The 23,233-nt window shown below is 72.1% G+C and carries 24 protein-coding genes; 13 read left to right on the top strand and 11 right to left on the bottom strand.

The window, feature by feature from the left end; genetic code table 11:
- Nucleotides 1-75: 75 nt before the first annotated feature.
- Complete coding sequence (locus tag ACERM0_RS12350) at nt 76-291, bottom strand: hypothetical protein (protein ID WP_373678906.1); 216 nt, start codon at nt 289-291, stop codon at nt 76-78.
- A 200-nt stretch (nt 292-491) separates the two neighbouring features.
- On the opposite strand from ACERM0_RS12350, the gene ACERM0_RS12345 reads away from it, so the two are divergent.
- The gene (locus ACERM0_RS12345; RefSeq protein ID WP_373679256.1) at nt 492-926 is read left to right on the top strand and encodes a CBS domain-containing protein; all 435 of its coding nucleotides are present in this window, start codon (nt 492-494) and stop codon (nt 924-926) included.
- A 20-nt stretch (nt 927-946) separates the two neighbouring features.
- Complete coding sequence (locus tag ACERM0_RS12340; RefSeq protein ID WP_373678905.1) at nt 947-1,213, top strand: DUF3039 domain-containing protein; 267 nt, start codon at nt 947-949, stop codon at nt 1,211-1,213.
- A 55-nt stretch (nt 1,214-1,268) separates the two neighbouring features.
- On the opposite strand, the gene ACERM0_RS12335 is transcribed toward ACERM0_RS12340, so the two are convergent.
- The 3 genes from ACERM0_RS12335 to ACERM0_RS12325 all read right to left on the bottom strand — a co-directional run bounded on the left by ACERM0_RS12335 (nt 1,269) and on the right by ACERM0_RS12325 (nt 4,329).
- Nucleotides 1,269-2,321, bottom strand: a complete 1,053-nt coding sequence (locus ACERM0_RS12335; protein WP_373678904.1) for an alcohol dehydrogenase catalytic domain-containing protein — start codon at nt 2,319-2,321, stop codon at nt 1,269-1,271.
- Nucleotides 2,322-2,388: 67 nt separating this feature from the next.
- Nucleotides 2,389-3,855, bottom strand: a complete 1,467-nt coding sequence (locus tag ACERM0_RS12330; RefSeq protein ID WP_373678903.1) for an aldehyde dehydrogenase family protein — start codon at nt 3,853-3,855, stop codon at nt 2,389-2,391.
- Nucleotides 3,856-4,140: 285 nt separating this feature from the next.
- Nucleotides 4,141-4,329 (bottom strand): hypothetical protein, encoded by a 189-nt coding sequence (locus ACERM0_RS12325; RefSeq protein ID WP_373678902.1) that lies wholly within the window; start codon nt 4,327-4,329, stop codon nt 4,141-4,143.
- Between the two features lie 307 nt (nt 4,330-4,636).
- On the opposite strand from ACERM0_RS12325, the gene lepA reads away from it, so the two are divergent.
- From lepA to ACERM0_RS12305, 4 genes are all read left to right on the top strand, one after another.
- Nucleotides 4,637-6,496: a translation elongation factor 4 gene (gene lepA / locus ACERM0_RS12320; protein ID WP_373679255.1), complete on the top strand. Its 1,860-nt coding sequence runs from the start codon at nt 4,637-4,639 to the stop codon at nt 6,494-6,496.
- Nucleotides 6,497-6,597: 101 nt separating this feature from the next.
- Nucleotides 6,598-7,176 carry a pyridoxamine 5'-phosphate oxidase family protein gene (locus ACERM0_RS12315; RefSeq protein ID WP_373678901.1) on the top strand — a complete coding sequence of 193 codons (579 nt, stop codon included), beginning with the start codon at nt 6,598-6,600 and terminating at the stop codon, nt 7,174-7,176.
- Between the two features lie 484 nt (nt 7,177-7,660).
- Nucleotides 7,661-8,338: a hypothetical protein gene (locus ACERM0_RS12310; RefSeq protein WP_373678900.1), complete on the top strand. Its 678-nt coding sequence runs from the start codon at nt 7,661-7,663 to the stop codon at nt 8,336-8,338.
- Nucleotides 8,332-9,234 carry a hypothetical protein gene (locus ACERM0_RS12305; protein WP_373678899.1) on the top strand — a complete coding sequence of 301 codons (903 nt, stop codon included), beginning with the start codon at nt 8,332-8,334 and terminating at the stop codon, nt 9,232-9,234. Before ACERM0_RS12310 ends, ACERM0_RS12305 begins: the two co-directional genes overlap by 7 nt.
- Nucleotides 9,235-9,507: 273 nt before the next feature.
- On the opposite strand, the gene ACERM0_RS12300 is transcribed toward ACERM0_RS12305, so the two are convergent.
- Nucleotides 9,508-9,963 carry a VOC family protein gene (locus tag ACERM0_RS12300; protein WP_373678898.1) on the bottom strand — a complete coding sequence of 152 codons (456 nt, stop codon included), beginning with the start codon at nt 9,961-9,963 and terminating at the stop codon, nt 9,508-9,510.
- The gene (locus tag ACERM0_RS12295) at nt 9,960-10,520 is read right to left on the bottom strand and encodes a DinB family protein (RefSeq protein WP_373678897.1); all 561 of its coding nucleotides are present in this window, start codon (nt 10,518-10,520) and stop codon (nt 9,960-9,962) included. The genes ACERM0_RS12300 and ACERM0_RS12295 overlap by 4 nt, the downstream gene beginning before the upstream one ends.
- A gap of 172 nt (nt 10,521-10,692) precedes the next feature.
- Here ACERM0_RS12295 and ACERM0_RS12290 point away from each other — a divergent pair, with 172 nt between their 5' ends.
- Both ACERM0_RS12290 and hemW read left to right on the top strand, forming a co-directional pair.
- Nucleotides 10,693-11,307 carry a DUF1269 domain-containing protein gene (locus ACERM0_RS12290; protein WP_373678896.1) on the top strand — a complete coding sequence of 205 codons (615 nt, stop codon included), beginning with the start codon at nt 10,693-10,695 and terminating at the stop codon, nt 11,305-11,307.
- A 2-nt stretch (nt 11,308-11,309) separates the two neighbouring features.
- Nucleotides 11,310-12,554, top strand: a complete 1,245-nt coding sequence (gene hemW, locus ACERM0_RS12285) for a radical SAM family heme chaperone HemW (protein WP_373678895.1) — start codon at nt 11,310-11,312, stop codon at nt 12,552-12,554.
- A gap of 52 nt (nt 12,555-12,606) precedes the next feature.
- On the opposite strand, the gene ACERM0_RS12280 is transcribed toward hemW, so the two are convergent.
- The 5 genes from ACERM0_RS12280 to ACERM0_RS12260 are packed head-to-tail and all read right to left on the bottom strand — an operon-like array spanning nt 12,607 to nt 17,311.
- Entirely contained in the window at nt 12,607-13,464 is an 858-nt protein-coding gene (locus tag ACERM0_RS12280; RefSeq protein WP_373678894.1) for a LytR/AlgR family response regulator transcription factor, read from the bottom strand.
- 14 nt (nt 13,465-13,478) lie between these two features.
- Nucleotides 13,479-14,801 (bottom strand): histidine kinase, encoded by a 1,323-nt coding sequence (locus ACERM0_RS12275; RefSeq protein WP_373678893.1) that lies wholly within the window; start codon nt 14,799-14,801, stop codon nt 13,479-13,481.
- The gene (locus ACERM0_RS12270) at nt 14,798-16,477 is read right to left on the bottom strand and encodes a cation acetate symporter (protein WP_373678892.1); all 1,680 of its coding nucleotides are present in this window, start codon (nt 16,475-16,477) and stop codon (nt 14,798-14,800) included. Before ACERM0_RS12270 ends, ACERM0_RS12275 begins: the two co-directional genes overlap by 4 nt.
- Nucleotides 16,474-16,854 (bottom strand): hypothetical protein, encoded by a 381-nt coding sequence (locus ACERM0_RS12265; RefSeq protein WP_373678891.1) that lies wholly within the window; start codon nt 16,852-16,854, stop codon nt 16,474-16,476. The genes ACERM0_RS12270 and ACERM0_RS12265 overlap by 4 nt, the downstream gene beginning before the upstream one ends.
- Before the next feature lie 28 nt (nt 16,855-16,882).
- Entirely contained in the window at nt 16,883-17,311 is a 429-nt protein-coding gene (locus ACERM0_RS12260) for a hypothetical protein (RefSeq protein ID WP_373678890.1), read from the bottom strand.
- A gap of 293 nt (nt 17,312-17,604) precedes the next feature.
- On the opposite strand from ACERM0_RS12260, the gene ACERM0_RS12255 reads away from it, so the two are divergent.
- From ACERM0_RS12255 to ACERM0_RS12235, 5 genes are all read left to right on the top strand, one after another.
- Nucleotides 17,605-17,886, top strand: coding sequence for a DUF4212 domain-containing protein (locus ACERM0_RS12255; RefSeq protein WP_373678889.1), 282 nt, complete (start codon nt 17,605-17,607; stop codon nt 17,884-17,886).
- Nucleotides 17,883-19,544: a sodium:solute symporter family protein gene (locus ACERM0_RS12250; RefSeq protein ID WP_373678888.1), complete on the top strand. Its 1,662-nt coding sequence runs from the start codon at nt 17,883-17,885 to the stop codon at nt 19,542-19,544. Before ACERM0_RS12255 ends, ACERM0_RS12250 begins: the two co-directional genes overlap by 4 nt.
- Complete coding sequence (gene acs / locus ACERM0_RS12245) at nt 19,541-21,454, top strand: acetate--CoA ligase (protein ID WP_373678887.1); 1,914 nt, start codon at nt 19,541-19,543, stop codon at nt 21,452-21,454. The genes ACERM0_RS12250 and acs overlap by 4 nt, the downstream gene beginning before the upstream one ends.
- Nucleotides 21,455-21,593: 139 nt before the next feature.
- The gene (locus ACERM0_RS12240) at nt 21,594-22,382 is read left to right on the top strand and encodes a gamma-glutamyl-gamma-aminobutyrate hydrolase family protein (protein WP_373678886.1); all 789 of its coding nucleotides are present in this window, start codon (nt 21,594-21,596) and stop codon (nt 22,380-22,382) included.
- Nucleotides 22,383-22,414: 32 nt separating this feature from the next.
- A complete protein-coding gene (locus ACERM0_RS12235; protein ID WP_373678885.1) occupies nt 22,415-22,930 on the top strand; it encodes a MarR family winged helix-turn-helix transcriptional regulator in 516 nt (171 codons plus the stop codon).
- Nucleotides 22,931-23,233: the final 303 nt, after the last annotated feature.

Here is a 23,233-nt window from a genome sequence, read left to right as displayed (position 1 = left end):
CGGTCTGACGTCGGTGGGCCCGGGTCGGTTCCCGCGGTGCGGTGGCGGTCGGTTTCCCGCGGCCAGGGGAGAGGCTCAGGCGCCCTCGTTGCCGGGCTGTGCGCCCTGCTCGTCCGTGAGCACGCCGTCCGCCTCCCCGGCGTCGCCGGCGTCGGCAGCGGCCAGGCGGAAGCGGTCGGCCTCGGCGCCCGCACGCGACTCGTGCGTCGACAGGATCTCGTCGCCGCGTCGGATGGCCCACCCGTCCTCGTGCTCGACGATCTCCAGGTCGGGTGCGTCGGATTCGCTCACGGCTGTCCTCCTCGCCGGGGATGGTGCCGCGGGCAGCACGGCACCGACGAGCATCACGACCGGGGAGCGGCGGTGTCCGGCGCCGGCCCCGTCGATCGGCCGCAGACCACCCGCGACGCGCCCCCTTCCGAACGGCCCGGCGACGTGTCAGACTCACCGTGGGAGCCGCAGGCCGCAGGGAGGGAGCACCCCACATGAGTGTGTCGATCGCCACGATCCTCGAGCGCAAGGGCAACGACGTCCAGACCGCCAGGCCGGACGACACCGTCGCCGACGTCACGGCCGCGCTGCGCGAGTACGGCATCGGCGCGCTGGTGGTCGTCGGCGCCGATGGCGAGGTGGTCGGCATCGTCTCCGAGCGTGACGTCGTGCGTCACCTCGCGGCCGTCGGCGGACAGGTCCTGACCCTGCGGGTGTCCGACGTGATGACCTCGCCCGTGCACACCTGCACGCCCGCCTCGACCACCGACGAACTGATGGAGCAGATGACCGAGCGCCGCATCCGCCACCTGCCGGTGTGCGACGGCGGCCGGCTGGTCGGCATCGTGTCCATCGGCGATGTCGTCAAGTGGCGCTTCGAGGAGTTGCGGGACCAGACCCGGCAGCTCGAGGACTACGTCGCCGGAAGCTACTGACACTCGGTACCGTGGCCGTCATGTCCCCCACACATCTGCCGACCCGTCAGGCCCCGGTGATCGAACCGGACGTCCGCGAACGTCCGCAGACCGGCGAGCCCGGCGACCACGACCGGTTCACCCATTACGTGCGGCAGCGCGAACTGGAACGCTCGCGGCGCACCGGCAAGCCGGTGACGGCCCTGTGCGGCAAGAAGTGGGTCCCGGACGGCGACCCGTCGCGCTACCCGATGTGCCCCACCTGCAGCGAGATCGTCGCGGAGTCGATGTCGCGCGGGCTGGAGTGAGCCCGGTCGGGAGCGTCCGCGCGTTGGCCGGGCGTCCGCCCGGCCGGGTGGCGGCTCAGGGGCGGAACACGGCCTTGACCAACCCGGCCTCGCGCGCCGCGAAGGTGGCGTAGGTGGCCGCGCCGTCGGCCAGCGGCACGTCCGGATGCGTGATCACCACGTCGGTGGGCAGGGCGACGCCGTCCAGGTGCGCGAGCAGACGGTCCAGCGCGGAGCGCACCGGGGCGCGGCCGCTGACCACGGTGAGGTTGCGGTCGTAGAGGGTGATCGGGGAGAACCCGAACGCCTCCTCGGTCTGGACGGAGATCAGCGACACCACGCCGCCCGGTCGCACGAGCCGCACCGCGGCGGCCTGGGCGGCGGTGACGCCCGCCGCCTCGACGACGCCCGCGACGCCCTCGCCGGTCGCCTCCGTCACGAGCTCCGGGCCCGCCTCGGGCGCGGCGGTGACGGCGCCCAGCCGCTCCGCCCGCTGCCGGCGTGCCGCGACCGGGTCGATGCCGACGACCCGGTCGGCGCCGAGGCGGAGCGCCGACCACACCGCGCACAGCCCGACCGAACCGAGGCCCTGGACGGCGACGGTCGCGCCGCGGACGTCGCCGAGCCGCTCGACGGCCGTCCACCCGGTGGGGAGGTTGTCCGCGAGCAGGACCGCGTCGAGGTCGTCGCGGCCGTCGGGGACCGCCACGAGTGTCCCGTCGGCGTGCGGGACGCGCAGGTGCTGCGCCTGCCCGCCGTGCAGCGCCGGCACCGTGAGGTCGTCCGGGTCGCCCCAACCGAACAGTGCGCCGTGGACGCAGCGGGCCGACAGCCCGCGCCGGCACGGCCCGCATGTTCCGCACGAGGTCGTGAACGGCACCAGGACACGGTCCCCGGGACCGAACCCGCGGACGGCGTCGCCCACCTCGACGACCACGCCGACGGCCTCGTGGCCGGGCACGACGTCGGGGCGGAACGGCTCGCGGCCTTCGTAGGGGTGCAGGTCGGAGCCGCACAGGCCGCTGGCGGCCACGGCGACGACCGCGTCGCCCGGCGCCTCGACGCGCGGGTCGGGCAAGTCCGTGGCGTGACGGACGTCGTGCGGGGCGTGGAGGAGCAGACCGTGCACCGGTGCGGCCTTCGGTCGGGAGCGGCGCAGCCTGCCACGTCGAGACCCGACCGTCGGAGCCCGCGGCTCAGAACGGGTAGGCGATCGGCGCGTCGCGCTCCGTGACCCACTGCCACTCGGTGAACTCCTCGAGGTCGGCGAAGCCGCCGAAGCGGCCCCCGTTCCCCGAGGCGCGGTTGCCGCCGAAGGGCGCGACCGCCTCGTCGTTCACGGGCTGGTCGTTGAGGTGGACCATGCCGACGTCGAGCCGGTCGCCGACGGCACGGGCATGGGCGAGCGTCCCGGCATGGACACCGGCCACGAACCCGTACTCCGTGTCGTTGGCCAGCGCGACGGCCTCGTCGTCGTCCGCGAAGGTCGTGATCACCGCGACCGGGCCGAAGTGCTCCTCCCGGAACAGGCGGTGCTCCGGTCGCACCTGGTCGACGACCGTGGGCAGGTAGAACGGGTCCTCGCGCTTGCCGCCGGTGCGCAGGCGTGCACCTGCGTCCAGGGAGTCACGCACGATCTCGTCGATCGTGTCGAGCTGCGAGGCGTTGGTGATCGGTCCCAGCGTCACGTCGTGGTCCTCGAAGGCGTTGCCGACCTTCAGGGCCTCCGCCTTCTGCACCAGCAGGTCCGTGTAGCGCTCGGCCAGCGACTCGTGCACGAGGTGGCGGCCGATCGCCATGCAGATGTGGCCCTGGTGGAAGAAGCTGCCGAAGGCGCCGGCGGACGCGGCCGTCTCCACGTCGGCGCCCTCGAGCACGACGAACGCGTTGTCGCCGCCGAGTTCGAGGGCGACCGGCGTCAGCGCCGCGCCGGCCTTCTCGCCGATCTTGCGACCGACGTCGGTGGAGCCGGTGAAGGACACCATGTCGACCGCCGGGTGCTCGACAATCGCGTTTCCGATCTCCGAGCCGCTGCCGGGCAGGACGTGCAGGAGGCCTTCGGGCAGGCCGGCCGCGGTCAGCAGGTCGACCCACAGCATCGCGCCGGTGACCGGCGTGTCGGTGGCGGGCTTCAGCACGACGGCGTTGCCCAGCGCCAGCGCCGGCGCGACGGAACGCATCGTCAGCACCCCCGGGAAGTTCCACGGCGAGATGACGCCGATGATCCCGCGTGGCACGCGCCGTACCTGGCTGCGCCGGTCGGGCTGTGTGGTCGGCAGCAGGTGGCCGGTCGGCTGGTGGAGCAGGGCGGTGGCATTGGTCAGCTCACCCGTGACGAGCTCCACCTCGAAGTCGGCCTTCATCCAGGTGCCGCCGCACTCGCGTACGAACCAGGGCCGGAACTCGTCCGCGTGCTGCTGCAGCAACGCGGCCGCCGTGGCGAACACCTCGGCCCGCTCGTGGAACGGGCGGGCGGCCCACTCGGCCTGGGCGTCCTTCGCGCGTGCGACCGCCTCGTCGAGGTGCTCGGCGGTGGCCAGTGGCAATTCCAGCAACGTGTCACCGGTGGCCGGTTCGGTGACGGCGGTGCGTTCGTCCTCGGTGGCCTCCCAGCGGCCGAGGAAGCGGTGGCCGGTCCAGCGGTCGGGGTCCAGGAACGTCATGTCGGTCCTCACGGCGGCTCGCGGGTGTCTCACGGGTACGAGGACCGGGGTAGGGGCAGGACGGCGCGTCCGCGCGGGTCGAGGGGCGGCGCTCGTACAGGCATCCACGACCGGGTCGGGACCGGCGACGGGCGGCTCCGACCGGTCGGACGGTCCCCCGCGTCGGACCGGCGAATCGGCCGCGGGCTGGTGGCGTCGCTGGCGGGGCGGAGGTGTGTGCCGCTCGGAGGTGGGTGTGGGGCGTGGCGCGGGTGCGCGGCGTCGGCGAGCCGCGCACCCCGGAGGTCAGCGGCGGCCGCGCAGGAACTGCTGCGCCAGGCGGGCCAGGTCACCGCCGGTGCCGCGGCTGGCGCCGCGCGCGTGCGTCGTCCGGCCCACCGGCCGGCCGGTGCTCGCCGTCCCACGCCGGCGGTTGTACTCGTTGTACGCCGTCTGGCCGACCTTCAGCCACAGTGCCTTCTTCATCAGTCCCACGTCGAGCGCTCCTCGGGGTTCAGGGGTTCTTCATGATGGGGGGTCCTCGGCGTCGCTGCGCACCGGCGTTCGCCGGGCTGGCCGTTTCCCGGGCCGCCGGAGGATCACCGTCGGACGGCCCGGCGGCGTTCGCCGTCTCCGCCAGGAATGGGGTCTGCGGAGCCTCCGCGGCCGTGTTCGGGCGTCGTGCCGGCAGACGGCGACGGCGGGCGGCCGGCGGCCGTGCCGCCGGTACGCTCCGGGTCCACCGCGCTCCTGTCGCGCGGTGGCGCACCGCTGCCACTTCCACCTCGAGGCACCTGCCGCCGTGACCTATCCGATCGAGCGCATCCGCAACTTCTGCATCGTGGCGCACGTCGACCACGGCAAGTCGACGCTGGCCGACCGGATGCTGCAGCTGACCGAGTTGGTCGATCCCCGCAAGATGCGGGCGCAGTACCTCGACAAGATGGACATCGAGCGCGAGCGCGGCATCACGATCAAGGCCCAGGCGGCCCGGCTGCCGTACAAGCCGCTGGGCGACGTCGGCGACGAGTACCTGCTCAACCTGATCGACACGCCCGGGCACGTCGACTTCTCCTACGAGGTGTCGCGGGCCCTCAACGCCTGCGAGGGCGCGGTGCTCCTGGTCGACGCGGCGCAGGGGATGGAGGCGCAGACGATCGCGAACCTCTACCTCGGGCTCGAGGCGGACCTGGAGATCATCCCGGTCATGAACAAGATCGACCTGCCGGCCGCCCGGCCGGACGAGATCGCTCGGGAGATCGCCGCGATCATCGGTGGCGAGCCGGAGGACGTGCTGCGCATCTCGGCCAAGACCGGCGAGGGCGTGCGCGAGGTCATGGACGCGATCGTGGACCGCGTGCCGCCGCCGACCGGCGACGTCGACGGGCCGCCGCGGGCGCTGATCTTCGACTCGTTCTACGACGCCTATCGCGGCACGCTCGTCTACTTCCGGGTGGTCGACGGGCAGCTGAAGCCGCGCGACAGGATCCGGCTGCTTGCGACCGGGTTCGAGGGCGAGATCGACGACCTCGCCGTCAACTCACCCGAGGAGACGCCGATCGACGCGCTCGGCGTCGGCGAGGTCGGCGTGCTGTCGGCCGCGATCAAGAACGTGGCCGAGGCGAAGGTCGGCGACACGATCACACTGGCCGGCAAGAAGTTTCGCGACGTGCAGCCGCTACCCGGCTACCGCGAGCCGCTGCCGATGGTGTTCTCCGGGCTGTACCCGATCGACTCCGACGACTTCCCGCTGCTGCGCGACGCGCTCGACAAGCTCCGCCTCAACGACGCCTCGTTCTCGTACGAGCCGGAGACCTCGGCGGCGCTGGGGTTCGGTTTCCGCTGCGGCTTCCTCGGCCTGCTGCACCTGGAGATCATCACCGAGCGCCTGGACCGCGAGTTCGACATCCCGCTGGTCACCACCTCGCCGTCGGTGCGCTACCGGGTGACGCTGGAGAAGACGGACCCGGAGACCGGCGCGCCGATCGTGCAGGAGGTCTCCAACCCGCAGGAGCTGCCCGAGCCCAACCAGATCGCCACGATCGCCGAGCCGACGGTCCGGGTCATGATCCTGACCCCGTCCAGCTACGTCGGGCCGGTCATGCAGCTGTGCGAGGGCCGTCGCGGCAACATGGAGGCGATGGACTACCTCACCGAGGAACGGGTCGAGTTGCGCTACCAGCTGCCGCTCGCGTCCATCATCACGGACTTCTTCGACCAGCTGAAGTCGATCACGCGCGGGTACGCGTCGCTGGACTACGAGCCGTCGGGCTACCAGGAATCGAACCTGGTCCGCGTCGACGTGCTGCTCAACGGCGAGCCGGTCGACGCGTTCAGCTCGATCGTCCATCGCGACGAGGCGTACACGTTCGGCAAGGCGATGGTGGAGAAGCTCAAGGAGCTGATCCCGAGGCAGATGTTCGACGTGCCCGTGCAGGCCGCGATCGGCTCGAAGATCATCGCCCGTGAGACGATCAAGGCCAAGCGCAAGGACGTGCTCGCGAAGTGCTACGGCGGTGACGTGTCACGGAAGCGCAAGCTCCTCGAGAAGCAGAAAGAGGGCAAGAAGCGCATGAAGAACGTCGGCTCCGTGGAGATCCCGCAGGAGGCGTTCGTGTCGGCGCTGCGCACCGGTGGGGGCGGGAGCAGCAAGAGCGACTGACGTCCGCCGGCGGCCGCCGACGCCATCGGGCTGCCCGCGGTGATCGGGAGGCCCGCGGATCGTCGGCCGTGGCGGTCGGCAGGTCCTGCGAGGAGTGACGGATGAGCAAGATCCTTCCCGAGGGGCTCGACGGCGAGCTTGCGGCCTGGATCGAGGCGCAGCCGGTGTTCTTCGTCGGCACGGCGCCGTCGTCGGGCGGCCACGTCAACGTGTCGCCCAAGGGCTACGACACGCTGCGTGTGCTCGGACCGCATCGGCTGGCCTACCGCGACCTGACCGGCTCGACTGCCGAGTCGATCGCCCACCTGCGCGACGACGGGCGCATCGTGCTGCTGTGGTGCGGGTTCGACCGGGCGGCAAAGCTCGTCCGCGTGCACGGCACGGGCCGGGTCCTGCTCGAGGGCGATGAGGGACACGCCGAGCTCGATGCCGTCCTGCCGCCGATGCGGGGTAGCCGCTCGATCATCGAGGTGACGGCCGACCGGGTGTCGACGTCGTGCGGCTACTCGATCCCGCGGATGGGGCTCGTCGAGGAGCGGCCCACCCTGAAGAAGTGGGTCGACAACAAGACCGACGAACAACTGGAGACCTACCGCCGGCGCAAGAACGCCGTCTCGATCGACGGTCTGCCGGCCCTGGCCGACGCCTCCGACGACGCCCCGTCCCGCGCGACCCGCTGACACCGGGCGTGTCCTGCGCGACCCGCTGACAGCGGGGGCGCTCCGGGCGCTCGCCCGGTCGGACGCTGGCGCGGCCCGCCGGCGCCGGCCGCCCGGCGACCGGTCTCGTGCGCCGCGCCGATGGGGCCGCTGAACGGGACCGGGCCCGGATACGTGCCTCCTGACGCGCAAGACGTGCCCCACGAGATGCACGCGTCGCATGCCAGCGGGTCGACAACCGTTGGCGGGCCCCGAGACCGGCGCCTCGCGGCGGTTGCCCCGGCCTGGGAAGACGCGCCGCCTTCGGCCAGTTCCGCACTCCTGTCGCGCGGACGGCGGCACCCGCGCGAGCGCTTCCGCCCTGTGGACAACGGCTAGCACCACCCAGTCGGAGTGGGTAGGGTCGGGCGCCGCGTAGCGAGAACGCGCGAAAACACATGAGAACGTAGTACGAACGGGGGGTTCGCCGGTGAGGTGGCGCGCAGGCTCCAGAAGCCGGACGGGGGTGGCGGGCATCGCTACCTGCGGGCTGCTGCTCGCCTGTAGCGGGGCAGCGGACGAGGACGGCCTCGACGCCCCGCTCGCCGAGGCCGAGGAGCCACTCGAGACCTCACCGGCGAACGAAGCCGAGCCCGAGCCGGAAGCCACCGAGGAGCCGGTTGACGAGCCGGCCGACGACGCGCCGGCCATCGGCGAGGACGAACCGCTATACGCCCCCCTCCCCGAACTCACCCCCGACCCCGACAACGACATCCCCGACGAACTCGAACAACTCATCCTCGACGCTTATGCCAATGCTTATGACGTCGAGTACACCGCGTACGCGACCGGAGAATCGACTGATCGTGAGCTTCAGGACAGCCACTTCGGGACTGCGCTCGACTCGGTGCGAGAGACCATCGATTCGCTTGCATCCCGCGCTGTCGTAGAGCGCTCCCCGGATACGTCGGTAGACCGTGTGTGGATCACCCAGTTCGAGGGCGGCGCTGCGGTCGTGCGTGAATGCTTCACCACGGGTCCGCGCACGGGTCAATATGCGGCAGATTCACTCGAGATGACTTACCGGGCCCCCGAAGGAACTTTCGCCCAGGACCGGCTCATCGAGTTCGTGCAACTGGACGACGAGGATGAGCCGCGCCTCCGAGTAACGCAGATGTCACCAGCTGGTACTGACGAATGTTGAAGCAAGTCAGCCAACTGGCATTGGCAGCGGCGGCGCTTGTCCTGTTGACCGCCAGCGCGGCCTTTGCATCGGCAGGTGATCCTTGCTCTGACATGAGCCAGGGGCGAAGTTGTGTTGTCGAAGTCGAAGACGGCAAGGGCATTGATATCGGCGCCGTCGACAGCGCACCAGCTCAGCAGCAACCGGCTCGCGGCCGGGAGGTCAGCACCGTTGCGAATCCGTGCCGGTATGCGGCGGTGGAAGAGTCGTGGGATCCGTATGTGGATCAGGTCGTCACCGACTACTTCGACTCGGGGGCGCGCTGGTATCTGGTCGACTGCGACGGTGGTGGATTCGTCTACCGGTGGTATGTGCCGGGGGAGGACGAGGGCGTCGGGCCGCAGGCTCTGCTGCGTGAGGTGATCCAAACGGCCGTCGGGTCCGTCGATGCGGTGGCGGGGGAGTTGCGGCTGGCGCCGCTTGCGCCGAGCCCACACATCACCGGCCTGGCGTCGTGGCTGGCCATCGACCCTGAGGCATGGGAGCCGCGCTCCGCGACCGCTTCCGCGGGAGCGATCTCGGTGACCGCGACGCTCGAACCGCGCCGTGTCGTGTGGTCGATGGGAGACGGCGGCGAGCAGGTCTGCGACGGTCCCGGTGCGGTGTACGACACCTCGAGGTCGTTCGAGGAGCAGTCGACGGACTGCTCCTACACGTACGCGGTCGCCTCGACCCTCGACGACCCGGACGGGACCTACACGATCTCGGCCTCGATCGTGTACGGCGCCTCGTTCGTGGTGGACTCGCCCCTGGAGGAGCTCAACGGCGAGTTCGACCTCGGCGAGATCGAAGGGCCGTCCAGCACGGAGCAGCTCGAGGTTCGCCAGATCCAAGCCGTCCGCACCGCCCGCAGCTGACGCGACGCGGCCACCGGCGCGGGCCCGGCTCGACGGCGCCGGGTTTCCGTGGTGAGCGACGGAAACCGCGCGTCGATGGGGCAGCCCGCTCGGGTGTACGGCGAGGTTTCCATCGTCAGCGACGGAAACCTCGCGTCGATGGGGCAGCCCGGTCAGGTGTACGGCGAGGTCTCCGACGTGGGCGGCGGGATCCGCTCCTCCGGGGGGGGGGTCGAAGCAGCGGGTTCGGCAGGTTCCCTTGCGGCGGAGGGAGTCGCTCCGGGCTGGCCGCCGCTACTGGACGCAGAACTCGTTGCCTTCGGGGTCGGCCATCGTGGTGTGGAAGGCCCCGGGCTCGTCGATCGAGTACAGCGCCTTCGCGCCGAGCTGCGTCAGCCGCTGCACCTCGGCGTCGATGTGGTCGTGGCCGACGTTGAGGTCAAGATGCACACGGTTCTTCACGGACTTCGCTTCCGGCACGGCCATGAACAACAGTCGTCGCGGCGCCGGATCGTCGTAGGGACCGACGTCACGGTCGGCGGGATGGCGGATCGCCGCGCCCGTGCGCCAGAACAGATGCCCGTCGATCTCGACCACGTCGTCCTGCGTCGCGACGCCCCGCTCGAGCATGGAGCGGATGAAGTCGTCGCCCAGTTCGAGCTCGTAGCCGAGCGCCTCCGCCCAGAACCGCGCCTGCGTGTGCGGGTCCAACGCGTCGAAGGTGATCTGGAAGCCGATCGGGGTGCTCATGGCTTGCGCTCCTCGTCGGTACGGCCGAGCTGGCCGTACAGGTCGCGGACGTAGGCGATCTCCGCAGCATGGTGGATGAGCTCGCGGTTCACCCACCAGACGATGTCCAGGAGCGGCAGCTGCGGGTCCAGCCCCCACGGCATCTGGCTGCGGCCGACCATGTCGAGGTCCCCGTCACTCATTCGGGACAGCGTGGCACGCCAGCGGCCCAGGCCCTCGAACAGGAACGCGACCCCCTCGGCGGCGGTGCCGGGCCACTGCGTGCACAGTCCGTAGGGCGTCAGCTCGTAGTCCCCGTCGGTGTAGTCGGCGCGCAGCAGCCCCATCTCCGCGAGGTGCCCGGCCAGCCAGGCGATGGTGCGCACCGTGCCGGCCGGATCCCGCTCGTCCTCCCGGTCGCGTCGCCAGCCGCCGTCCAACGGTCGCACCGTCCACGCGTTCGGTCCCGGCTCCCAGCGCCACTCGCGGTCGTCGACGCCGGCCAGCCGTTCGCGCAGGGCCTCGACCGAGGTGTCGAACTGCGCCAGCAGCGGCGCCAGCCGCGGGGGCGTCTCCATGCCGAGCTCCTCTCCCGGATGGGTGTGGTACCGGCGGGTACCGTGCGGGTGGACGCTACGACGCGATACGGACGCCTCCCGTCCGCAACAGGCACGCCGGGCACCGAGCATCGGGGCGTCCCCGACCGCACCCCCCGCCCGCCGACGCCCACCGCAATTCGAGGACGCCGCGATGAGCCAGATCCCGCCACCGCCGCCCCCGGCCGAGCAGGACCCGCGCGACACGCTCACCGGTGAGGAGGTCCGGGCCCTCGACGCGCTCGCGCAGGCCGCCCGCGCCGACAGCAAGTCCGACCTGTGGGCGTTCGTCTTCGACGGGCCGCTGCGGGCGCAGGAGGCGCTGCTCGCCACCATGCGCCTGGTCGGTCGCCAGCACCTCGACCTCGAGGACGCCGCGATCGTCACCCGCGTCGGTACCCGGGTGCGCATCACCCAGACCCGGGACGTGACGCCGCGCACCGGGGCGATGGGCGGCGCCTGGCTCGGCATCCTCGCCGGGCTGTTCCTCGGCCCGGGTGGGCCGCTGATCGGTGGCGCGCTCGGCGCCGCCGCCGGCGGCCTGTTCGGCAAGCTGCGCGACTACGGCATCGACGACGACCAGATGAAGCAGATGGGCGAGGAGCTCGCCGACGGCGAGTCGGCGCTGTTCCTGCTCGTGCGCGACTGCCACCGCGCCCGGGCCCTGCACGAGGTGACCCGCTTCCCGGCTCGCCTGCTGGCCACCACCGCCGACCCGGAACTGGCGGCCGCGGTACGCGAGCGGCTGCCCGTGGACCCCTGGGACTGACCGTGCACCAGCCTCTGACCGTCGCGTCGACGCCAACGCGCTGGCTCGACGACCCCGTGGAGTCCGGCGCGGCCGCCGGCTTCGGGGTCTACCTGCACGTGCCCTTCTGCCACCACCGCTGCGGCTACTGCGACTTCGCGACCGAGGCCGTCGGCGGCCGCGACGACACCGACGCGCTGTTCCAGCGGTACACGCAGGCCGTGCGTCGTGACCTCGCCCGCCAGGTCGCGGCCGGACGCCGTGCCCACGGCCCCGCCAGCCGGCGCGCCCCTCTCGACGACGCCTGGCCGACGGTCACCTCGATCTTCGTCGGTGGTGGCACCCCGACGCTGCTGCCACCCGAGCTGCTCGCCGGGCTCGTACGAGCCGTCCACGAGGAACTCGACGTCGCACCGACGGCGGAGGTCACCGTCGAGTGCAACCCGGAGACGGCCAGCGAGGCCCTGTTCGGTGCCTTGGTCACGGCGGGCGTGACCCGCGTCTCCATGGGGGCGCAGTCGTTCACCCCGTCGGTGCTGACGACCCTCGAGCGAGGCCACACCGCGCAGCGCCCCGTCGAGGCCGTCCACCAGGCCCGCACCGCCGGCGTCGCGGAGATCAACCTCGACCTCATCTTCGGGACGCCCGGCGAGACCGACGACGACTGGCGTGACACGTTGCGGACCGTGCTGGCCGCCGGCACCGACCATGTCTCCGCGTACGCGCTGACGATCCACGACAGCACCCCGTTCGGGCGCGCGATCGCCAAGGGTGTGCTGCCGGCTCCTGACGACGACGTGCAAGCCGACCGGTTCGCGATCGCCCGTGAGGTCCTCGGCGCCGGCGGATTCGAGCACTACGAGGTGTCGAACTGGGCGTTGGGCTCGGGGCGGCGCAGCCGCCACAACCTGCTGTACTGGCGGCACGGCGACTACCTCGCGGTCGGCGTAGGTGCCCACGGGCATCTCGCTGGTCGCCGCTGGTGGACGACCCGCTCGACGGCGCGGTATCTCGCGGCCGTCGAAGCAGGGGAGTCACCGATCTCCGGCAGCGAGGACCTCGACCTCGACGAGCAGGCCGAGGAACGCCTCCTGCTCGGCCTCCGGGTCCGCGAGGGCCTGCATCCCGCCGACGTCCCGCCGCTGGACCCGCTCGCGCTCGAGGACGCGATGGCCGCCGGCCTGATCACGACGGCCTGCGGCCGGTTGCAATGCACCGAGGACGGCTGGTTCCTGCTCGACGAGGCCGTGTCACGCCTGCTGGTCTGAGACGGGCCACCGTCCGGGACCGACCCCGCGACCGGGGCGTCGCCGACGAGTGTCACATGCCGAGGCGGCGGCGGACGTCGGTGGCCTGCCGGCGTGAGACCGGCACCCGCGAGCGGTCGGCCATCACCAGCTCGAGCGCACCCCCGACCATCGGCAACACCTCGCGGACGTGGCGCAGGTTGACGAGGTAGGAGCGGTGCGTGCGGCAGAAGTCCGACGACAACCGCCGCTCGAGGTCCTGGAGCGTGAACGACGCCAGCAAGGTCGCATCACCGGTCCGGAGCTCGGCGTAGCCGCGCCGCGCGTGCGCGTACAGGACCTGGCGTTCGTCGACGAGGATGACGCGGTCGCCCTTGTGCACCGGGATGCGCGCGGCTACCTCGTGGCGCCCGTGCCCCGGCGGGTCTCCGGCCACCCCCGGCGGCGCCGACCCCGGCGCCGCACCCGACGACGGCACGGCACCCGACGCGGACGCCGCTCCGCGGGCAGGCGACGGTCGCGACGGGTTCGCCGCGGTCCCCGACCGGTGCTCCAGGGCACGTTCCAGGGCGCGGTGGAGCCGCTCGTCGTCGAAGGGCTTCACCAGGTAGTCGACCGCCTCGAGGTCGAAGGCCGTCACGGCGTGCTCGGGATAGGCGGTCGTGAAGATCACGGCGGGGGAGCGCTCCCGCTCCCGCAGTGCCCTGGCCAGCTCCAGCCCACCCATCCCGGGCATGCGCACGTCGAGGAACAGCACGTCGTACTCGATCGAGTCCAGCAGCGCCTGCGCCTCCTCGGCGGTGGCGGCCTCGCCAACGACGACCACGCCATCCACCTCGGACAGCAGGAACCGCAACTCGTCGCGGGCGGGAGACTCGTCGTCGACGAGCAGGCACCGCGCCGGTCGCGCCGCCTCGTCGTGCTCGCCCACGGTCCGCTCCTCGTTCACCGCAGGGGTATGCGTAGTCGCACGTCGGTGCCGTCGCCCGGACGTGAGCGCACCGTGAGGTCGTAGCGGTCACCGAACAGCAATCCCAGGCGCTGGTCGATGTTGGCGAGCCCGACCCCACCGCCGCGATGCGGCGGGCTCGTGGCGTGCCCGTCGGAATCCGGCACCCCGGGCGCAACACCATCGCCGCTGCGGATGCGCTGCAGCGTCTCGGGCTCCATCCCGACCCCGTCGTCGCGCACCAGGACGTTGAGCGAACTGGCCAGCGGGTCGACGCGTGCCCGCAGGATCACGGTGCCGCGGCCGACCTTGCGGCTGAGGCCATGCTTGATGGCGTTCTCCACCAGCGGCTGGATGAGCAGCACCGGCACCCGCACGCCCAGCACCTGCGGGTCGACGTCGTATTCGACGCGCAGGTCGTCGCCGAACCGGGCCTGCTCCAGCGTCACGTACGTCCGCACGAAGAAGTACTCCTGCGCGAACTCGGCGAACTGCCCCTGCTGGTCGATGGCGTAGCGGAAGAAGTCCGCCAGGCGCAGCAGCAGCTGGCGGGTCTCGGACGGGTCGGTCCGCGCCTTCGACGCGATCGTGTTGAGGACGTTGAACAGGAAGTGCGGATTGATCTGCGCGCGCAGCACCTCCAGCTGCGTGTCGGCCGACAGGCGCGCCCGCGCCTCCAGCTCGGCCAGCTCCAGGTGCAAGCTCAGCACCCCGGCGACGCCTTCGACCAGCTCGACGTGCGGCGGCTCCTCGGTCTGCCGGTAGACCGTCACCGTCCCGACGACCTCGTCACCGACCTTCAAGGGCGCGAACACCGCCGAGCGCAGCGGACAGCCAGGCTGCGGACAGCCGAGGTCCGTCCCGACCGCGGAGCGTCCGGAGCGCACGACCCGTTCCCGCTCGGGCGCCCACAGCTCGGAGCCGGGGGTGTGGTGGTCGGCGCCCGGCCCGGCGAAGGCCAGCATGCGGTCCAGATCGGTGATCGCCACCGCGTCCCCACCGAGCAGCGGACGCAGCAGGTCAACGGTGCGCTCCGCCGCCTCCAGCGTCAGACCCTGCCGCAGCGCACCGCGGCCGGCGCCCAGCCGCACCACGGAGGCGACGCCGACCTCGTCGTCACCGGACCGCCGTCGCCACCGCTGCCGAGGCCCGCGCAGCACCGACGGGTAGCCCAGGATGGCGAGGTTGGTCGCCACGACGCCGACCAGGACGGTCGTGCCCGTCGGCAGGGGCGGGTCCACGACCAGCTGGCTGGTGGCCCACACGAGCAACCACGCCAGGCTGGTGACGGCCATCAGCGGCCCGACCCCGCGGCTCACGGCTGGCGCCCCTGCCTCGAGGCCAGCCGCGCGAACCGCTCCACCTGCCGGTCCGCGGCCGTGCCGTGCATGCGCAGCCACACGGCGGTCACGCCCGCGGGCTGCCCGTCGACGCGCGAGAGCACCACGGTCGCCAGCGTCGCGACGGGTGCCGCGACCAACGTCGGCGCCAGCAGCAGCGAGCCGAGGTCGTCCGCGCCGCCACCCCGCGACAGCCCGGCCGCCAGCAGCACGACCGCCGTGCACGCGCCGGCCACCATGCCTGCCACCGCACCCCGCGTCGAGGTCCCACGCCACCAGATCGCCAGCAGCAGCACCGGGGTCAGCGCCGAGCCTGCCAGCGCGAACGCCCAGGTCACCAGCAGCGCCACCACCGAAGGGAAGTCGGCCGACAGCCGGGCGGGCTCGAGCGCCAGCGCCACGCCGGCCGCCACCGCGGAGGCGACCGCGACCGCGACGCGCCCGGCCCGGATCGCCTGCCGCTGACTGGCCCGCGGGTTGACATAGCGCTCGTAGACGTCGTGGCCCCACGAGGCCGCCGCGGCCAGGAGCAGGCCGCCGATCGTGGAGATCATGGCGGCGAAGGCGGCCGTCGCCACCAGCCCCAGCCCGGGCACACCGGCGTGGATGCGCCCCAGCGCGAGCAGCGCGTGCTCCGGCACCCGCAGCACGCCGTCGACGGTGAGCTCGTCCAGCCAGGGCGCGGTTCCGGCGTGCTCGGCGATCGTGACCCTGGCCGCCGTGCCGAGCAGCACCGCCAGCGCGTAGAAGGCGCCCGCCAGCCCGAGCACCCACACGGTCGTGAACCGGGTCGACCGCCCGGTCGGTGACGTGAAGTAGCGGTTCATGACGTGCGGCAGACCCGCCGTGCCCAGCACGAGCGTGGTCAGCAGCGCGAACTGCCCCAGCCCGCCGTAGCGCGCTCCGGGGGAGCCGAAGACCGCGTCGCGCTCGGGCCGCAGCCGGTCGGGGGTCGTGGTCAGCCCTTCGCCGTCGGGGGCCGGGACCTCCAGCGCGGTGGCCGAGGCCTCGTCGACCGCCCCGGGATAGGAGAAGCCGGCCGACAGCGCCAGCGTCGTGAGCCACAGCAGCACCGTCAGCAGCAGGAGGAACTGCAGCGCCTGGTTCCAGGTCGTGCCGCGCATCCCGCCGATGACCACCAGCGCGGCGATCAGGACGGCCGACACGATCACCCCGGTGGCGTACGGGGACAGACCGGCGACCCCCCGGCCGACCAGCAACTCCCAGGTGATGCCCGACCCGACCGCCTGCGGGACGAGGTAGGCGAGCACGACCAGCTGCACGATCACGACGGCGACCAGTCGCACCCGCTCGGACGCGAACCGCTCGCCCAGGAAGTCGGGCAGCGAGATCCGTCCGAAGCGGCGCAGCGGGGCGGCGACGAACAGCAGCACGGGCACGAACCCGGCCGCGAACCCGGCGGCGTACCAGACGCCGTCGAGTCCGCTGGCGTACACCGCGGCCGCGACGCCGAGGAACGACGCGGCCGAGAAGTAGTCGCCGCAGATCGCGCACGCGTTCGTCACGGTGCCCACGCGCCGGCCGGCGAGGTAGAAGTCGAGGGTCGTCGCCCGGCCTCGGGCCCGCGCCGTGACGCTCACCAGCATGCCGATGGCCGCCAGCACCAGCAGCAACGCGAACGTCTGCGCGCTCACGCCCCGTCCTCGTCACGGTCGCCGTCGCCGGTGCGCCCGAGCATGCGGTCCTCGCTGCTGTCGGCCAGCGTCGCGGCCGCGAGCCCGAGCACGACGAAGAAGACGTACAGGCCGACACCCGCCATCAGGAAGCTGGGGCTCATGCCGCCGACGACCCGCGCCTGGGTCCACCACGGCGAGGCCACCGTCAGCACCGGGATGGCGAACGTCACGAGGAGGAACACCAGGCAGTAGGCCCCGGCGATACGTCGCTGGGTGGCGAACGCGGCGTCGACCTCGGCGGGTGCGTCGTACTCCTGCAGGTCGGCGACGCCCTCGACCGGGAAGGACAGGGCGTCGTCGGGGTCCGGCTCGGCGTCCGGACGGGGGGCTCCCATCGCCCGCCGACTCTAGGTCATCCCCGCCTCATCCCGGCGCGCGGCCCAGCAGCCAACTCGCCCGGCCCGCAAGGACGCCGCAGCCGGCCACCAGGACGAGCCCGACCGACGGCAGGCAGGTCCGCCAGTCGCAGACGTTGGCGAGGTGCAGGGTCTGCCACAGTGGCAACCCGACCGCGACCAGCGCCAGCACGGCGCCGTGGATCCGTGCGAGTCCCCGCCGCGGCACGAGCCCGCCGGCGAGCCCGAGGACACCGGCGTAGAACGTCCACACGCCGGCACCGTGCATCCCGGTGAACCGGCCCGCGACGGTGTCCACCCAGGGCAGGAACGAGCCCAGGACCACCCCCAGGGCCGCGAGCAGCAGCAGCCCCTGCCCGCGGCCGGCGGGCGGCCAGCGGCGCCCGGCGGGTGCGCCGGTCCCGACCTCCTCGTGCGCCTGCGTGGACGCCGGCACGTCGCTCCCTTCGACCGGTGACGGGCCAGGTGTAGGACGAACTCCTCGCCGGGGCGAGTCCGCACCGCCCCAGCGGTGACGCCGGCCCGACGAACGGTCGCTTCCGGCCGCCGAGCGGTGGCGGACGACCGCGATCACCGCTCGGGCCGCGCTGGACGCCGCTCGCGGGACCGTCCCCACCGGTGGGCGCATCCGTCCTTGTCTGCTTCCCGCGTGCCGACGTTGGCTGCCCGCGTTCGACCGCCCGGGAGCGCGGTCGTCGACGCTGCACGGCGATCGGGAGAGGAACCGACGTGTCAGAAGCCGACAAGCGGGCCTACTGGCGCCGCAACCTGCGATTGATGGTCACGCTCTTGAGCGTGTGGTTCGTGGTCTCGTACGTGTTCGGCATCCTCCTGGTGGAGACGCTGAACCGGGTCGTGATCAACGACTTCCCGCTGGGTTTCTGGTTCGCCCAGCAGGGCTCCATCGTGGTGTTCGTGGTGCTCATCGGGATCTACGCGTGGCGGATGGACCGGCTCGACGAGGAGTTCGGTGTCGCCGAGGACCGTGAGCAGCTCGGGGGTGCCCGATGAGCGTGACCCTCTGGACCTGGATCTTCGTCGTCCTGACCTTCGGGACCTACATCACGATCGCGTGGCGGTCCCGGGTGCGCGACACCAAGGGCTTCTACGTCGCCGGGCAGGGCGTGCCGACGGTCGCCAACGGCGCGGCGGTCGCGGCGGACTGGATGTCGGCCGCGTCCTTCCTGTCGATGGCCGGCATCATCGCGTTCGCCGGCTACGACGGGTCGGTCTACCTGATGGGCTGGACGGGCGGCTACGTGCTGCTCGCCCTGCTGCTGGCGCCCTACCTGCGCAAGTTCGGCAAGTACACCGTCCCGGACTTCGTCGGTGACCGGTACTCGGACACGGCGCGGCTCGTGGCGGTCGTGGCAGCCATCTTCGTCTCGTTCACGTACGTCGTCGGGCAGATGCGCGGTGTGGGCGTGGTCTTCAGCCGCTTCCTGGAGACCACCACCACCATCGGCATCCTGGTCGGCATGGCGATCGTGCTGTTCTACGCAGTGCTCGGGGGCATGAAGGGCATCACCTGGACGCAGGTGGCGCAGTACTCCGTGCTGATCGTCGCCTACCTCATCCCGGCCTTCGCGATCGCCCAGCAGCTGACGGGCATGCCGATCCCGCACGTCAGCTTCGGCCGGGTGATGACCGAGCTCGACGCCATGCAGCGCGAGCTCGGTTTCGACGAGTACTCCTCACCGTTCACCAACAACAGCCAGCTCAACGTCTTCCTGATCACGGCCTCGTTGATGATCGGCACGGCCGGGCTGCCCCATGTGATCGTGCGGTTCTACACCACCCGCTCGGTGCGAGCCGCCCGCTGGTCGGCGTTCTGGGCGCTGTTCTTCATCGCCCTGCTCTACACGACCGCGCCGGCCGTGGGCGTGTTCGCCAAGTACAACCTGCTCGAGACCGTCGCCGAGCAGCCACGTGCGGAGATGCCGGCCTGGTTCGACGGCTGGGAGGAGACCGGGCTGCTCGCCCACGACGACCTCAACGACGACGGGATCATCCAGTACACGCCGGACGAGGCCACCAACGAGCTCACCATCGACAACGACATCATGGTGCTCGCGACCCCGGAGGTGGCCGGGCTGCCCGCGCCGGTGATCGGGCTGGTGGTGGCCGGCGGACTCGCGGCCGCGCTGTCGACCGCGTCCGGGCTGCTGCTCGTGATCTCGTCCTCCGTGGCGCACGACTTCTACTACCGGCGCCTGCGCCCCGAGGCGACCGAGAAGCAACGCCTGCTGGTCGGACGCATCGCCATGGCCGGTGCGGTCGTCATCGCCGGCTACTTCGGCGCCAACCCACCCGGCTTCGTCGCCGAGGTGGTGGCGCTGGCCTTCGGCCTCGCTGCGGCGAGCTTCTTCCCGACCATCGTGCTCGGCATCTTCTGGAAACGCGCCAACGCCCAAGGCGCGGTGGCCGGCATGGCCGCCGGTCTGACGCTGACGGCCGCCTACATGGTCGGGGTGCTCTACCTCGACATGCCCGAGCTGTTCGGCATCAGCCCGCAGGGCATCGGCGCGATCGGGGCGGTCATCAACTTCGTGGTCACCGTGGCGGTCACGAAGGCCACGCCACCTCCGCCTGCACACCTGCAGCAGCTCGTCGACTCGGTGCGCTACCCGTCCGGCGTCGAGGTGGACACCGAGGAGGCCCGGCGATGAGCGACGTCCACCCACCGCCGGCGGACTTCGCCGCGCGGGCCCAGATCCGCGACACGTCGCTGCACGAGGAAGCGCTCGCCGACCGCGAGGCGTTCTGGGCGCGCCAGGCGAGGTCCCTGGACTGGGCCACGCCGTTCGAGCGCACCGTCGAGGGCGATCTCACCGACGCGCGCTGGTTCGTGGGCGGTGAGCTGAACGCCGCGTACAACTGCCTCGACCGGCACGTCGAGGCCGGCCTCGGCGACCGGGTCGCCTACCACTGGGAGGGCGAGAACGACGACCGCCGCAGCATCACCTACGCGCAGCTCCTCGACGAGGTGCAACGGGTCGCGGCGACGCTGCGCGACCTCGGCGTCCGACGCGGCGACCGGGTGGCGATCTACCTGCCGATGGTCCCCGAGCTGCCGGTCAGCATGCTGGCCTGCGCCCGGCTCGGGGCGGCCCACTCGGTCGTCTTCGGCGGCTTCTCCGCCACGTCGCTGCGCGACCGCATCGAGGACGCCGGCTGCCGCGTGCTGATCACCGCCGACGGCGGGTTCCGGCGCGGTGGCGTGGTCCCGTTGAAGGACAACGCCGACGAGGCGCTGGCCGGTGACACCCCCGTCGAGCACGTGCTGGTGGTCCGACGCACCGGCGCCGAGGTGAGGATGCAGGACGGTCGCGACCGCTGGTACCACGAGGCGGTCCCGGCCGAGCCGGTCGCCATCCCGGCCGTGCCGGTCGACAGCGAGCAGTTGCTGTTCCTGCTCTACACCTCGGGCACGACCGCGAAGCCGAAGGGGGTGATGCACACGACCGGCGGCTACCTCACGCACGTCGCGGCCACGACGCGGTGGACCTTCGACCTGCGGCCGGACACCGACGTGTTCTGGTGTGCGGCCGACATCGGCTGGGTCACCGGCCACAGCTACATCGTCTACGGCCCGCTCGCCAACGCCGCCACCTCGGTGCTGTTCGAGGGCACGCCGGACCATCCCGGCCGTGACCGCTTCTGGGAGGTGGTCGAGCGCTACGGCGTCACCATCCTCTACACCGCCCCGACCGCGATCCGGTCCTTCATGAAGTGGGGACGTGAACACGTCGACGCCCACGACGTCTCGTCGCTGCGCCTGCTGGGCACGGTCGGTGAGCCGATCAACCCCGCGGCCTGGGTCTGGTACCGCGACGTCGTGGGCGGCGGCCGCTGCCCCGTCGTGGACACGTGGTGGCAGACGGAGACCGGCGGGCAGATGCTGACGCCGCTGCCGGGGGTGCACGCCGCCAAACCCGGCTGTGCCATGCAACCGCTTCCCGGGTTCGGCGTCGAGGTGGTCGACGAGCACGGGCAGCCGCTGCCCGGCCCCGGCGACGGCTACCTCACCATCCGGCAGCCCTGGCCGGGCATGCTGCGCGGCGTGTGGGGGGACCCACAACGCTTCCGTGACACCTACTTCTCGCGCTTCCCGGGCCGGTACTTCGCCGGGGACGGTGCCCGCATCGACGAGGACGGCGACATCTGGATCCTCGGTCGCGTCGACGACGTCATGAACGTGGCCGGCCACCGCATCTCCACCGCCGAGGTCGAGTCGGCCCTGGTCTCGCACGAGGCGGTGGCGGAGGCCGCGGTCGTCGGGCGCAGCGACGAGACCAGCGGCCAGGCCATCGCCGCCTTCGTGACCCTGCGCGGTGAACACGACGACGGTGCCGATCTCGAGCAGACGCTGCGCACCCACGTCGGCAAGGTGCTCGGTCCGATCGCCAAGCCCAAGACGATCCTGTTCACGCCCGACCTGCCGAAGACCCGGTCGGGCAAGATCATGCGTCGTCTGCTGCGCGACATCGCGGAGGGCCGCGATCTGGGCGACACCACGACGCTCGCGAACGCGGAGATGATGACCGAGCTCAGCGAACGTGCCGCCGCTGCGCGGTGACGGTCCTCGCCGGCGGGCCATTCGAGGCAGCGGCCGCCGCACATGGGGGGCGGCCGCGCCGCCCCCGGACGCGTTCGGCCGGCTGCCGTTCGGGGCCGAATGGTTAGACTCCGGGGACAGCCGCTGAGAGGGCCACGACGTGCGACCCCGGATCGCCCTGACCGTCTGGCGCCGCGAACTGCCCACGTTCGTCGGTGAGCGCACGCTGCTGAACACGCTGGCCGACGAGTACGTGACCAGCGTGCGGGACGCCGGCGGCATCCCACTGCTCGTGCCGCACCTCGCCGACGACGAGGAAGCCGACGCGGTGCTCGATGCCGTCGACGGCCTGCTCGTCGCCGGCGGCGGGGACGTGGACCCCGCCAGCTACGGCGCTGCGGATCTCGGCAGCAAGGACGTGGACGCCGCCGCGGACCGCAGTGAGCTCGCGCTGCTGCGCCGGGCGCGGGCGCGCCGTCTGCCCACGCTGGCGATCTGCCGGGGGATGCAGCTCGCCGTGGTCGCACAGGGCGGCACCCTGCGGCAGGAGATCTGCGAGCCCGGCACCGTCCACCCGCCGATCTCGGACGACCCGGCTGCGGTGCTGGCGGCCCGCCACCCGGTCGACATCCGGGCGGGGACCCGTCTGGCCGCGGTCTTCGGGCCGGGGGAGCGGATCGTCAACACCATCCACCACCAGGCGGTCGCGGACCTGCCCGCGACGCTGCGGGTCAGCGCCGTGGCACCCGACGGGATCATCGAGGCGGTCGAGCCTGCCGACGGCGACTGGCCCCTGCTCGCGGTGCAGTGGCACCCGGAGAAGATGGGCGGCGCCGACCGGCCGCTGTTCGAGGCGTTCGTCGCGGACGTGCAAGCGCATAGGGCCCGGACGGCGACCGCCGCCCCGCCGGCGACCGCGGCCCGGCCGGCGACCGCGGTCTCCGCCTGATGGCGGCCCTCGAGCAACCCGCCGACCGCCGCGTGACGGATCCGACCACGCCGCGCCTGGACGACCTGATCGAGGCCGAGCGCGACATCGTCGACCGGCTGGCCGCCAGCGACGTCGAGGTGGATTTCGCCGCGCTGTCGGTCGTGTCCAACATCTACCGCGCCGCCTCCGCGGTGCGACGGCACATGGAGCAGTCGGTGCTCGCGCCGGCGCAGCTCTCGTGGACGGCGTTCGTCACGCTGTGGGTGCTGTGGATCTGGGGTGAGATGGAGGCCCGTCACCTCGCGGCCGAGGCCAACGTCACCAAGGGCACGCTGACCGGGGTGTTGGACACGCTCGAGCGGCGCGGCCTCGTGGCTCGGCGTCGTCACGACGAGGACCGGCGCCTCGTGAGCGTGTCGCTGACGGGCGAGGGCGAGAAGCTGATCGCGGAGGTCTATCCCGCGTTCAACGCCCAAGAGAGTCGTATCGCTGCCCTGTTGCCGCCGGAGGACCGCGAGCGGATCGCCCACGGTCTGCGCGAGATCGTGCGGGGCGTTCCGGACTGAGGTGAGCGCCGCCGATTTGCGCCCCCGGGGGACCCGGCTACCATGCCGCCTCCGCCGGGTGGTGCGGCCGACCTGCCGCACGGATCCTCACCAGGATTCACCAGCACCCGGTTTGGTTGGACCGGGGACGGTTGCTAGCTTCCGCCCCCGCCCGAGCGGCACTGACAACAGCACGAAGTTGCACGGCGAGACGCAGCGGCCTACACTCCGTGGTCTGCTCGCAACGCCGAGCAACGCTGCCAACCGCTCGGTTGGCCGATCGCAGCCCGACGCGGTAACCTCTCCGGTCCGCGTGACTGCGGT

The organism is Egicoccus sp. AB-alg2 (assembly GCF_041821065.1).
Lineage (GTDB): Bacteria > Actinomycetota > Nitriliruptoria > Nitriliruptorales > Nitriliruptoraceae > Egicoccus.
This window is presented reverse-complemented; position numbering and strand designations above follow the sequence as displayed.

Bases quoted from the DNA above. Each gene is read 5' to 3' on its own strand.
- ACERM0_RS12340 (WP_373678905.1), top strand. From the start codon at position 947: ATGTCCCCCACACATCTGCCGACCCGTCAGGCCCCGGTGATCGAACCG.
- ACERM0_RS12330 (WP_373678903.1), bottom strand. From the start codon at position 3,855: ATGACGTTCCTGGACCCCGACCGCTGGACCGGCCACCGCTTCCTCGGC.
- ACERM0_RS12315 (WP_373678901.1), top strand. From the start codon at position 6,598: ATGAGCAAGATCCTTCCCGAGGGGCTCGACGGCGAGCTTGCGGCCTGG.
- ACERM0_RS12305 (WP_373678899.1), top strand. From the start codon at position 8,332: ATGTTGAAGCAAGTCAGCCAACTGGCATTGGCAGCGGCGGCGCTTGTC.
- ACERM0_RS12300 (WP_373678898.1), bottom strand. From the start codon at position 9,963: ATGAGCACCCCGATCGGCTTCCAGATCACCTTCGACGCGTTGGACCCG.
- ACERM0_RS12295 (WP_373678897.1), bottom strand. From the start codon at position 10,520: ATGGAGACGCCCCCGCGGCTGGCGCCGCTGCTGGCGCAGTTCGACACC.
- ACERM0_RS12290 (WP_373678896.1), top strand. From the start codon at position 10,693: ATGAGCCAGATCCCGCCACCGCCGCCCCCGGCCGAGCAGGACCCGCGC.
- ACERM0_RS12265 (WP_373678891.1), bottom strand. From the start codon at position 16,854: ATGGGAGCCCCCCGTCCGGACGCCGAGCCGGACCCCGACGACGCCCTG.
- ACERM0_RS12250 (WP_373678888.1), top strand. From the start codon at position 17,883: ATGAGCGTGACCCTCTGGACCTGGATCTTCGTCGTCCTGACCTTCGGG.
- acs (WP_373678887.1), top strand. From the start codon at position 19,541: ATGAGCGACGTCCACCCACCGCCGGCGGACTTCGCCGCGCGGGCCCAG.